10 protein-coding genes are annotated in these 10,554 nt (G+C 71.0%); 7 read left to right on the top strand and 3 right to left on the bottom strand.

The window, feature by feature from the left end; genetic code table 11:
• Positions 1-14: 14 nt before the first annotated feature.
• Positions 15-896, bottom strand: a complete 882-nt coding sequence (gene purU, locus H9622_RS04430; protein WP_191764607.1) for a formyltetrahydrofolate deformylase — start codon at positions 894-896, stop codon at positions 15-17.
• Positions 897-1,025: 129 nt separating this feature from the next.
• Here purU and H9622_RS04425 point away from each other — a divergent pair, with 129 nt between their 5' ends.
• Positions 1,026-1,583, top strand: a complete 558-nt coding sequence (locus H9622_RS04425; RefSeq protein WP_191764604.1) for an SRPBCC family protein — start codon at positions 1,026-1,028, stop codon at positions 1,581-1,583.
• 37 nt (positions 1,584-1,620) lie between these two features.
• Here H9622_RS04425 and H9622_RS04420 read toward each other — a convergent pair whose 3' ends face one another.
• Positions 1,621-3,225, bottom strand: coding sequence for a peptide MFS transporter (locus H9622_RS04420; protein ID WP_404802846.1), 1,605 nt, complete (start codon positions 3,223-3,225; stop codon positions 1,621-1,623).
• A gap of 74 nt (positions 3,226-3,299) precedes the next feature.
• Positions 3,300-4,700 carry an MFS transporter gene (locus H9622_RS04415; RefSeq protein WP_191765618.1) on the bottom strand — a complete coding sequence of 467 codons (1,401 nt, stop codon included), beginning with the start codon at positions 4,698-4,700 and terminating at the stop codon, positions 3,300-3,302.
• Positions 4,701-4,793: 93 nt separating this feature from the next.
• On the opposite strand from H9622_RS04415, the gene H9622_RS04410 reads away from it, so the two are divergent.
• The 6 genes from H9622_RS04410 (at position 4,794) to H9622_RS04380 (ending at position 10,505) form a co-directional block, all read left to right on the top strand.
• On the top strand, positions 4,794-5,510 hold the full coding sequence (locus H9622_RS04410) for a GNAT family N-acetyltransferase (protein WP_191764600.1): 717 nt from the start codon (positions 4,794-4,796) through the stop codon (positions 5,508-5,510).
• Between the two features lie 75 nt (positions 5,511-5,585).
• Positions 5,586-6,725 (top strand): cyclase family protein, encoded by a 1,140-nt coding sequence (locus tag H9622_RS04405; protein ID WP_225221546.1) that lies wholly within the window; start codon positions 5,586-5,588, stop codon positions 6,723-6,725.
• Positions 6,726-6,761: 36 nt separating this feature from the next.
• The gene (gene menC / locus H9622_RS04395) at positions 6,762-7,895 is read left to right on the top strand and encodes an o-succinylbenzoate synthase (protein ID WP_191764596.1); all 1,134 of its coding nucleotides are present in this window, start codon (positions 6,762-6,764) and stop codon (positions 7,893-7,895) included.
• Positions 7,892-8,797: a hypothetical protein gene (locus H9622_RS04390; protein ID WP_191764594.1), complete on the top strand. Its 906-nt coding sequence runs from the start codon at positions 7,892-7,894 to the stop codon at positions 8,795-8,797. The genes menC and H9622_RS04390 overlap by 4 nt, the downstream gene beginning before the upstream one ends.
• 98 nt (positions 8,798-8,895) lie before the next feature.
• A complete protein-coding gene (locus H9622_RS04385; protein ID WP_191764592.1) occupies positions 8,896-9,054 on the top strand; it encodes a hypothetical protein in 159 nt (52 codons plus the stop codon).
• 122 nt (positions 9,055-9,176) lie between these two features.
• A complete protein-coding gene (locus H9622_RS04380; RefSeq protein WP_191764589.1) occupies positions 9,177-10,505 on the top strand; it encodes an alpha-hydroxy-acid oxidizing protein in 1,329 nt (442 codons plus the stop codon).
• Positions 10,506-10,554: the final 49 nt, after the last annotated feature.

The following is a 10,554-nucleotide window of genomic DNA, read 5'->3' as shown; positions in this document are numbered from 1 at the left end:
GGCCCCGGCCCGGGTCAGAAGACGATGGTGTGGTTGCCGTGGCGGATCACGCGGTCCTGCGCGTGCCACAGCACGGCGCGCGAGAGAACCTGACGCTCGACGTCCGCACCCCGGCGGGCGAGCTCGGCCACCGAGTCGCCGTGCGTCACGCGGATGGTGTCCTGGTCGATGATCGGACCCTCGTCGAGGTCGTCGGTCACGTAGTGCGAGGTCGCGCCGATCAGCTTGACGCCGCGCTCCTTCGCCTTCTTGTACGGCTCCGCGCCGATGAAGGCGGGCAGGAACGAGTGGTGGATGTTGATCACCGGCACGCCGAGCTTGTTAAGGAAGTCCGCCGACAGGATCTGCATGTAGCGCGCGAGCACCACGAAGTCGACGTTGCCGGCGAGCAGCTTGACGATCTCGGCCTCCGACGCCGACTTGTCGGGCCCCGGCGTCGAGGGCACATGGAAGAACGGCACCCCGAACGAGCGCACGTCGTCGGCGGAGGTGGTGTGGTTCGAGATCACCATCGGGATCGTGACCGGCAGATCGCCGCGGCGGTGACGCCACAGCAGGTCGAGCAGGCAGTGGTCCTGCTTCGACGCGAGGATCGCCATGCGCTTCGGCACGGACTGGTCGGTGATCGTCCACTCGAGGTCGAAGCCCTCGCCGAGGGTGCGGGCGAGGTCGGCCTCGATGCCGGGCAGCGCGGCGGAGAGGTCGGGCCGGTGGAACACCACCCGCTGGAAGTACGCGCCGCCGGTCGGGTCGTCGGAGTACTGGTCGAACGCGACGATGTTGCCCTGGTTGCGCGTGATGAGCGCCGACACCGCGGCCACGATCCCGGGCCGGTCGCTGCCGTGGACGATGAGGCAGGCGTGGTCGGGAAGCAGATGCGGGCTGTGGGCGGCCATGCATCGATTCTGCCCTGTCGTCGCAGGGCCCGTGACGCGGGGTAGACGCCGGAACGTCGATCGTCAACCCCCTCCGGGTCGTGTGCCGGTGCGCCTAGCGTGGTCGGACCGCAGATCCAGGGAGGAACCATGGCCAAGACCAGCACGATGAGCGCCGATATCGACGTCGATGCGCCGATCCGGCCCGTGTACAACCAGTGGACGCAGTTCGAGTCGTTCCCGAGCTTCCTGCACGCCGTGAAGGAAGTCACGCAGCTCGACGACACCCGCACCCGGTGGGTCGTGAGCGTCGGCGGTGTGCGCCGTGAGTTCGAGGCGGAGATCACCGAGCAGGTGCCCGACCAGCTCATCGCGTGGGCGAGCATCGACGGGAAGACCCACACCGGACGCGTCGCCTTCCGCCCGAACGCGGATGGCGGCACGCACGTCGATCTCGAGATGATGTGGCTGCCTGAGACGTTCGTCGAGAAGGTGGGCGCCGCCCTCGACCTCGACGAGCGCCAGGCCGAGGCAGACCTCAAGCGCTTCCAGTCGTTCATGGAGGAGCGCGGCCACGAGACCGGCGGCTGGCGCGGTGAGGTGCACGACGGCGTCACCGAGCGTGATGCAGAGGCGATGAGCGGCGGCTACGGCGCCCCGGCTGCACAGCCCGCCGCCCCGTACTCCGAGGGCGACGACCGCGTCTGATCGACGGATCGGCCACTGAGCCCGTGAGGGGCGTGCGTCAGCGCACGCCCCTCATCAGTTTGAGCACCGGCTTCACGAACATGAGCAGCACGGCGCCGACCGCTATCGCGATGAGGCCCAGCGTGAGGAAGTACGGCACTTCGCCCTGCGGGTCGTTCTCGGGGTCGTAGAAGCTCGCCAGCCAGCCCGCGATCGACGTGCCGAGGGCGACCGAGAGGAAGAACAGCGCCACCATCTGGGTGTGGAAGCGCGTCGGTGCCAGCTTCGTCGTCACCGACAGCCCTACGGGCGAGAGAAGCAGCTCGGCGACGGTGAAGACGAACAGGATTCCCACGATCGCCAGCATCGGGGTCGAGTTCGGTGCCCCGCCCGTGAAGGGGAGGAACAGCAGGAACGCGATGCCCATGATGATCGATGCGAGGCCGAACTTCACGGGGGTGGACGGCTGCCGGGCGCCGAGTTTCGTCCACAGCGCGGCGAACACGCCCGACAGGATGATGATGAAGATCGGGTTGATCGACTGGATGACCGACGGCGGCAGCTCGATGCCGAAGACGGTGCGGTCCAGCTGCTTGTCGGAGTAGATCGTCAGCACCGTGAACTGCTGCTGGTACAGCGACCAGAACGCGACGCTCACGAGGAACAGCGGGATGAATCCGAACACCCGCGATCGTTCGACCGGCGAGATGGCTCGCGACGACAGGATCACGGCGAAGTACGCGACCGCGGCGATCACCGTGATCAGGATGACCACCTGCGCGAGGTTGTCGGCGCGGATCACCTGCAGGAGCACGAGAGCGACGATCACGAGCACGGCACCGACGGCGATGCCCACCCACAGCCCGTAGCGGTTGCGCGGCAGCGGGTTGGCGACGACGCTCGCGTCCTTGGGTAGGCCGCGCCGGCCGAACGAGTACTGGATGAGTCCGGCGGCCATGCCGATCGCTGCGAGCAGGAAGCCCGCGTGGAAGCCCCACGTCACCTGCGCCCAGCCGGTGAGGATCGGCCCGAAGAACGCGCCGAGGTTGATGCCGAGGTAGAACAGCGAGAAGCCGGCGTCGCGTCGTGTGTCGTCGGGCGCGTAGAGCGTGCCGACGACCGCCGTCGCATTCGCCTTCAGGCCTCCCGATCCGACCGCGACGAGGATGAGACCGACACCCAGGCCCCAGTACCCCGGGATGAGCGAGAGCGCGACGTGTCCGGCCATGATGACGATCGCGCTGTAGAACAGCACCCGCTCCGAACCGAGCAGCCGGTCGGCGACCCACGCGCCGAGGATCGTCGAGAGGTACACCGTGCCGCCGTAGGCGCCGACGATTCCCGCGGCCGTGGCCTCCGGCATCCCGAGCCCGCCCTCGGTCACGGAGTAGTACATGTACAGCAGCAGGATCCCCTGCATGCCGTAGAAGCTGAACCGCTCCCACATCTCGACGAAGAAGATGTGGACGAGCGACCACGGCTGTCCGAAGAACCGCGTGTCGTGGTCGCCTGGGCCCGCGGTGGCGGCCGCGTCGGTGCCGCTGAGCTCTGCGGCAACGGCACCGGAAGTGGTGGCGGATGCCTCGGCCCCGGCGGCCGTCGCGCCGTCCGGCGCCCCGACCGGCACCTGCTCCGGATCCCGATCGTCGCGCTCGCTCATCATCGCTCCCGTCGCCGCCCCCCGGTGGATGACGACAGGCTAGCGGCCCGCCAGCCCGCTCGACAGTGGGACCGCGGTCACTCCGGGAGAGAGGGATGCCGCTCCTGGGCCGAGCGGTGCCGCGGGATGAAGACGGCGACCACGAGCGCCACGACGGCCGCGACGCCGCCGAGCACGAACGAGAGCTGGAAGCCGGTGGCAGACGGCACCGCGGTGCCCTCGTACGGCACAGTGAAGGTCGCCAGCACCGCGCCGACGACGGCGGCCGCGGTGCTGGTGCCGAGCGAGCGGAAGAGCGCGTTGAGTCCGTTGGAGGCGCCGGTCTCGGACTGCGGCACCGACCGCATGATGAGCATCGGCATCGCCGCGTAGCCGAAGCCGATGCCGGCGCCGATGAGGACGTTCGCCACGACGAGGTGCCAGACCTCCGAGGAGAACAGCAGGGTGAACCCGTACGCGGCGATGAGCGAGATCGCGCCGAGTACGAGCAGCAGCTTCGGACCGACCGTGCGGGCCATCCGTCCGGAGAACGGCGAGAGCACCATCATCATGATGCCCGCGGGCATCACGACAAGGCTCGCGGCGAGCAGCGAAAGGCCGAAGCCGCCTGTGGCGACAGGCAGTTCGAGCATCTGCGGGTAGACGACGTTCGACGCGAAGAGCGAGAAGCCCATCGCGATCGAGGCGATGTTGGTCAGCAGCACCGGCCGCCGCGCGGCGACGCGCAGATCGAGGAGGGGTTCGGCGATGCGCAGCTCGAACCAGCCCCAGGCCAGCAGCACGGCCAGACCGCCGACGCCGAGTGCGAGCACCGGCGGCGAGAACCAGCCCCACTCGTTGCCGCGCGAGATCGCCAGCAGGATGCCGAGCAGACCGAGGCTGAGACCGGCCGCGCCGACGAAGTCGAACCGGCCGGCGGTGCGCAGCACGCTCACCGGAACGATCCACAGCACGAGCGCGAACACCACCGCGCCGAGACCGGCGGCGACCCAGAACAGCACGTGCCAGTCGCTGCGCTCGGTGATGAACGCGCTGATCGGCAGGCCGAGCGCGCCGCCGACGCCGAGCGTCGCGCTGATGAGGGCGATCGCGGTGTCGACACGCTTCTCGTGCAGCACGTCGCGCAGGATCGAGATGCCGAGGGGCACGACGCCCACGACGGCACCCTGCAGGGTGCGGCCGACGATGATGCCGACGATGCCGGGCGAGAGCGCGGCGATCACCGACCCCAGCACCAGCAGCGCGAGCAGCACGAGCACGATGCGCCGCTTGCCGTACATGTCGCCGAGCCGGCCCGAGATCGGCGTGATGATGGCCGCCGCGAGCAGGGTCGAGGTCACGACCCATGCGGTGTCCTCGCGGCTCGCGTCGAGCAGCTCGGGCAGCTTCGACTGGATCGGCACGACCAGCGTGAACATGAAGGACGAGGCGAGGCCCGCGATGGCCAGGACCGCCACGATGGCGCCCTGCGGCGGCATCCGGGTGAGTCTTCTTCTGTCGTCCTCATCCCGCGCGCGCATCCGTCCAGGCTAACGGCGCGACGAGCGCCCGGGCCGGAGTACCGTGATCGCATGGCCGACTCCGCGACCCCGCCGGGCATTGACATCCACGCCCTCGACACGATCGACGCCGTCCACACCGCGTCGAACGTGCTCGCCGAGGTGTGGGGCGGCGACCGGGGCGGGATGCCGCCGAATCTGCTGCGCGCGCTGGCCCACTCCGGCAATTACGCGGTCGGCCTGTACGACGGCGAGCGCATGGTCGGGGCATCCGTCGCCTTCTTCGCGCCCCCCGCCGCGCGCACCATGCACAGCCACATCACCGGTGTGCTGCCGGGCCTGCAGAGCCGGGGCCTCGGCAGGCTGCTCAAGCAGCACCAGCGCGAGTGGGCGCTCGCCCGCGAGGTCGGCCACATCACCTGGACCTTCGACCCGCTGGTCGCCCGCAACGCGCATTTCAACCTGCGCACGCTCGGCACGCGCGTCACCGAGTACCTCGTCAACCACTACGGCGCCATGGACGACGGCATCAACCGCGGCGACGAGACCGACCGCATCATGGTGTCGTGGGCGCTCGCCGCGCCGCCCGTGCCGACGCCGGAGGACGATCGGGTGGTGGCGTCGGTCGCGGTGCCGCACGACATCGAGTCGCTGCGGCGCAAGGATCCCGCGGCCGCCGCGGCCTGGCGCGTGCGCGTGCGCGACGAGATCATGCGGAACATCGCCGACGGCCTGCGCATCGGCGGCTTCGACGACGAGCGCGGGTATCTGTTCGTCGCGAGGCGATAGGGAGCCACCGCGGAACGGCGGGAATCGGACGGGATGCGGCAGTCCGCGGCATCCGCTCGGTTCTAGGCTCGCGACATGCACGAGTATCGCGCCCACTTCGACTTCGACATCCGCTTCGCCAACGGGGGAGCGCTCGCCGGCACCGGCTTCCGCCTCGACCTGCCGTCCCCCGACGTCTCGGAGGACGAGATCGGCCGGCTGCTGGTGCAGCATCTCGGCCTGGCGCTCGTCGACGAGGTCGAGCTGCGCGGGCTGCGCGTGGTCGAGGAGGAGCACCGCGGCAGCCGAGGCGTCGATTCCGCGGCCGCGACCGGTGTGGGCACGCGGGTCGTCGACCTCAGCCACCCGATCCGCGCTGGGCTGGTGACGTATCCGGGGCTGCCCGCGCCGACGATCGCGCCGCACCTCACCCGTGAGGACTCCCGTGCGCGGTACGCGCCGGGCACGGAGTTCGCGATGGACATCCTCACGATGATCGGCAACACCGGCACCTACCTCGACAGCCCGTTCCACCGCTACGCGAACGGGTCCGACCTCGCGGGCCTCGACCTGTCTTCGCTGGTCGGGCTGCGCGCCGAGGTCTTCCACCTCGAGGATGCGTGGTCGCCTGAGCGCCGCGGCATCCGGGCCGCCACCCTCGCCGATCGCGACGTGCGCGGTGCGGCCGTGCTGCTCCACACCGGCTGGGACCGCTGGTTCGGTCAGCCCGAGTACGGCTCGGGCGCCCCCGTTCCTCACCGGCGAGGGCGCACAGTGGCTCATCGACGCCGGCGCCGTGCTCGTCGGCATCGACTCGCTGAACATCGACGACACCGAGTCGGGCGGGGAACGCCCCGCGCACTCGCTGCTGCTCGGTGCCGGGGTGCACGTCGTCGAGCACCTCACGAACCTCGGCTCGCTTCCGCCCCGCGGAGCGCGCTTCACCGCCGCGCCGCCCGCCGTGGAGGGGTTCGGCACGTTCCCGGTGCGGGCGTTCGCCGAGATCCCCGACTGACATCGACGTATCAGCGCGCCGCCCGTGCGCTCTTCTCCTGCAGCCACGCAGAAGAGGAGACGATCATGCGCGAGCACATCGAGCTGATGATGGCGGCCTTGACGGCGAAGCTTCGCCGCGAAGACCACCGCACCCCCCGCCGTCGCCGCGGACCCCGCCGCGCACGCGGCACGTTCGTGCCGGTGGTCCCCGAGACACCCGCGCTGCGACTCGCCCACTGAGCGCGGCAGGTCGCGGGCCGGGCGTAGCCTGAGCGCATGCCCATCGCCACGCCCGCGGCATCCGTCTCCCTCGAAGGATTCGAGCTGCGCGTTCTGCACCTGCCGCTGGTATCCCCCTTCACGACGTCGTTCGGGACCGAGACCGTCCGCGAGGTGATCGTCGTCCGCGCCCTGACCGCCGGCGGCGACGGCTGGGGCGAGATCGTCACCGGCGCCGCGCCGCTCTACTCGAGCGAGTACACGCAGAGCGCCTGGGATGTCGCGCTGCGCTTCCTGGTGCCCGCCCTTCTCGATCGCGGCACGATCGCGCCCGAAGCGGTCGCCGGCGCGCTCGCGCCGTTCGTCGGACACCGCATGGTGAAGGCCGGGCTCGAGCTGGCGGTGCTCGACGCCGCGCTGCGCAGCGAGGGCCGTGCGCTCGGCGAGTACCTCGGCGCGGTGCGCGACCGCGTGCCCAGCGGCGTCTCGGTCGGCATCCAGCGCGACCCGTCGGCCCTGGTCGACGCGGTCGGCGGGTACCTCGACGAGGGCTACGCGCGCATCAAGATCAAGATCAAGCCGGGGCGCGACATCGCCGACACCGCTGCGGTGCGCGACGCCTTCGGCACCATCGCGCTGCAGGTGGACGCGAACTCCGCCTACACGCTCGCCGACGCCGACACCCTGGCCGAGCTCGACCGGTTCGACCTGCTGCTCATCGAGCAGCCGCTGCAGGAGGACGACCTCGTCGACCACGCGGTGCTGGCACGCCGGCTGCGCACGCCGGTCTGCCTCGACGAGTCGATCGTCTCGGCGAAGGCCGCCGCCGACGCGCTCGCGCTGGGCTCGGCATCCATCATCAACATCAAGGCCGGCCGCGTCGGCGGCTATCTCGAGGCGGTCGCGATCCATGATCTGTGCCGCGATGCCGGCATCCCGGTGTGGTGCGGGGGCATGCTCGAGACCGGCATCGGGCGCGCGGCGAACGCGGCGCTGTCCGCTCTCCCCGGGTTCACCCTGCCGGGCGACGTGTCGGCGTCGAACCGCTTCTACACGCGAGACATCGTCACCGAGCCGGCGGTGCTCGAAGACGGGCACGTCGGCGTGCCGACCGGGCACGGGCTCGGCGTCGAGATCGACCCGGTCGCGCTCGACGACGTCACCGTGGCGCGGGAGACGCTGACGCGATGACGCCGCGTCGGAGGGTGCGCACGGCGGCGATCGTCGCGGCCGCCCTCCTCGCGCTGGCGCTCTCCGCCTGCGCGCCGGGGGGCGAGGTGCCAGACGGCGAGGCGCCGGCGCCGAGCACCGCGCTGCCCGACGGCGTGACCGTCGAACTGCAGCAGGGACGCTCCGACGTCGCCGCACGGCAGGCGCAGGTCGTGGTGCGCAACGGCACCGACGCGACGCTGGTCGTCGGTCCCGTCGAGGTCGAGGATCCGCGGTTCGCCGCCCCGATCGTCCGCGTCGAGGAGCGCGAGAGCACGATCGGGCCCGGCCGCACCGTCGGCATCCGGGTCCAGCTGCCCGATGTGGCATGCGGACAGGACGCATCGGAGGATGCCGGGTCGACGGTGACCCTCGACTACACGCTGGGCGATGCCGCCGGGCGCGCGTCGGCCGGCATCGAGGACCCGATCGGCTTCATCGAGCCGCTCCACGTGCGCGACTGCCGCGCGGCCGCCGTCGCCGAGGCCGCCCACGTATCGTTCACAGACTTCGACCCCTCCCCGCCGGGGGAACCGGCGGCGCTCATGCTCGGCATCGCGCCGACAGGGCGATCGGCCGTGCTGATCTCGGGCATCCAGACCACGAACCTGATCACGTTCGAGGACGGAGGCGACACCGCGCCCGAGACGTTTCCGATCGGGCTGGAGGTCCGGGGGGGCGATACCGGACTGACGGAGGTGTCGCTGCCGATCGTCCCGATCCGCTGCGATCCGCACGCCGTGCAGGAGGACAAGCGGGGCACCATCTTCGACCTCGAGGTGGAGGTCGACGGCGAGCCCGGCGAGATCGAGCTCGCGGCATCCGAAGATCTCCGCGGCCAGATCCTCACGTGGGTGGCCGACTGGTGCGGGTTCGGCGCCTGAGCCGGTCATCGCGACGCTCCCCGATCCGCCGGTTTGCACTCCTCGTGAGCGTTTGTCAACCCCTCGACGCAGGCGTGGGATGCCGCGAACCTGGGGTCATGACCGGACTCGCAGTCATCCTTCTCATCGTCGGCATCGTGCTCCTCCTGCTCGGAGTGTTCATCGAAGCAGCGAAGTTCCTGCTGTGGATCGGCATCGTCATCGTGATCATCGCGATCATCGCCTGGCTGATGCGCTTCATCCGCCGCCAGACCTGACACACCCCCATCGCTCCGTCGACCCCAGCGTCGGAGCACCGGAAAGGGCGGGACTCCTACGGAGCCCGCCCTTTCGTCAGCCCGCAGGGCGGGGGCACCTGCTCGCGCATAGGCTGTGCCGCATGAGCAACGTCGCTCCCCACGACCCGGCCGCCGCGCGCGGCATCTCCCGGCGCACGCAGTCCGAGATCTACCGCGCCGGGATCAGCGGCACGAAGCCCGGCATCCCGGTCGACGCCGACCGGCTCGAGGAGTCGGCGCGCCGCGCGCTGAGCGCCGAGGCCTTCGCCTACATCGCCGGCGGCGCGGGCGCCGAGCGCACCCTGCGCGCCAACGCCGCCGCATTCGGCCGCTGGCAGGTGTGGCCGCGTCCGCTGCGCGACGTCGCCGCCCGCGACCTGTCGATCGACTTCCTCGGCCGCCGACGCCCGACGCCGCTGCTGCTCGCGCCGCTCGGTGTCATGGAGATGGCGCACGGCGACGCCGACCTCGCGGTGGCGCGGGCCGCGGCATCCCTCGGCGTTCCGTACACCCTCTCCAACCAGGCCTCGTTCCCGATGGAGGAGGTGAGGGATGCCGCGCCCGACGGCTCCCGCCTGTTCCAGCTGTACTGGTCGGCCGACGACGAGCTCAACGCCTCGCTGCTGCGCCGGGCCGAGGCATCCGGGTGCGAAGCGGTCGTCGTGACGCTCGACACGCACCTGCTCGGCTGGCGCACGCGCGATCTCGACCTCGCCTACCTCCCCTTCACGCGCGGCATGGGCATCGCGCAGTACACGAGTGATCCCGTCTTCCAGCAGCTCGTGCGCGAGCGGGTGAGGAGGGGACCGGATGCCGCTGCCCCGCCCGCGCCGCCGGTGCGCCTCACCCCGCAGACGGTGGCCGCGGGCGTGAAGATCGCGCGCAAGGGCGCGGCGCTCACCGGAGGCGGACTGCGCGAGAACCTCCGCTCGCCGCTGCCGCGCGCCGCGGTCGAGACGTTCCTCGACGTGTTCTCCACCCCCGCGCTGACGTGGGACGACCTCGCCAAGGCGCGCGAATGGACGACTCTGCCCATCCTGCTCAAGGGCATCGTGCACCCCGACGACGCGGCGCGTGCCGTCGACGTCGGAGCCGACGGCGTGTGGGTGTCGAATCACGGCGGACGCCAGATCGACCAGTCGGTCCCGACCCTCGAGGCTCTTCCCGCCGTCGTTGAGCGGATCGGCGGGCGCGTGCCGGTGATCTTCGACTCGGGTGTGCGGCAGGGATCGGACGCGTTCATCGCCCTCGCGCTCGGCGCCACGGCCGTCGCGATCGGCCGCCCGTACGCGTACGGCCTCGGCATCGCCGGTGAGGACGGCGTGCGCGAGGCCGTGCGCAACATCCTCGCCGAGCTCGACATCACGCTGGGTCTGTCGGGGCACACGTCGATCGCCGAGGTCGGCCGGGGCGCGCTGCGCGAGGTGTGAACGGCGGCCCGGACGTGCGAACTCGGGGGTCAGCCCCCGTGTACCCGCT

Source organism: Microbacterium gallinarum (assembly GCF_014837165.1).
GTDB classification, from domain to species: Bacteria; Actinomycetota; Actinomycetes; order Actinomycetales; family Microbacteriaceae; genus Microbacterium; species Microbacterium gallinarum.
Note: the sequence above shows the minus strand (reverse complement) of the source record. Positions and strands in the feature narration are given on the sequence as shown.

Bases quoted from the DNA above. Each gene is read 5' to 3' on its own strand.
- purU (WP_191764607.1), bottom strand. From the start codon at position 896: ATGGCCGCCCACAGCCCGCATCTGCTTCCCGACCACGCCTGCCTCATC.
- H9622_RS04390 (WP_191764594.1), top strand. From the start codon at position 7,892: ATGACGCCGCGTCGGAGGGTGCGCACGGCGGCGATCGTCGCGGCCGCC.
- H9622_RS04380 (WP_191764589.1), top strand. From the start codon at position 9,177: ATGAGCAACGTCGCTCCCCACGACCCGGCCGCCGCGCGCGGCATCTCC.
- H9622_RS04405 (WP_225221546.1), top strand. From the start codon at position 5,586: ATGCACGAGTATCGCGCCCACTTCGACTTCGACATCCGCTTCGCCAAC.
- menC (WP_191764596.1), top strand. From the start codon at position 6,762: ATGCCCATCGCCACGCCCGCGGCATCCGTCTCCCTCGAAGGATTCGAG.
- H9622_RS04420 (WP_404802846.1), bottom strand. From the start codon at position 3,225: ATGATGAGCGAGCGCGACGATCGGGATCCGGAGCAGGTGCCGGTCGGG.
- H9622_RS04415 (WP_191765618.1), bottom strand. From the start codon at position 4,700: ATGCCGCCGCAGGGCGCCATCGTGGCGGTCCTGGCCATCGCGGGCCTC.
- H9622_RS04410 (WP_191764600.1), top strand. From the start codon at position 4,794: ATGGCCGACTCCGCGACCCCGCCGGGCATTGACATCCACGCCCTCGAC.
- H9622_RS04425 (WP_191764604.1), top strand. From the start codon at position 1,026: ATGGCCAAGACCAGCACGATGAGCGCCGATATCGACGTCGATGCGCCG.
- H9622_RS04385 (WP_191764592.1), top strand. From the start codon at position 8,896: ATGACCGGACTCGCAGTCATCCTTCTCATCGTCGGCATCGTGCTCCTC.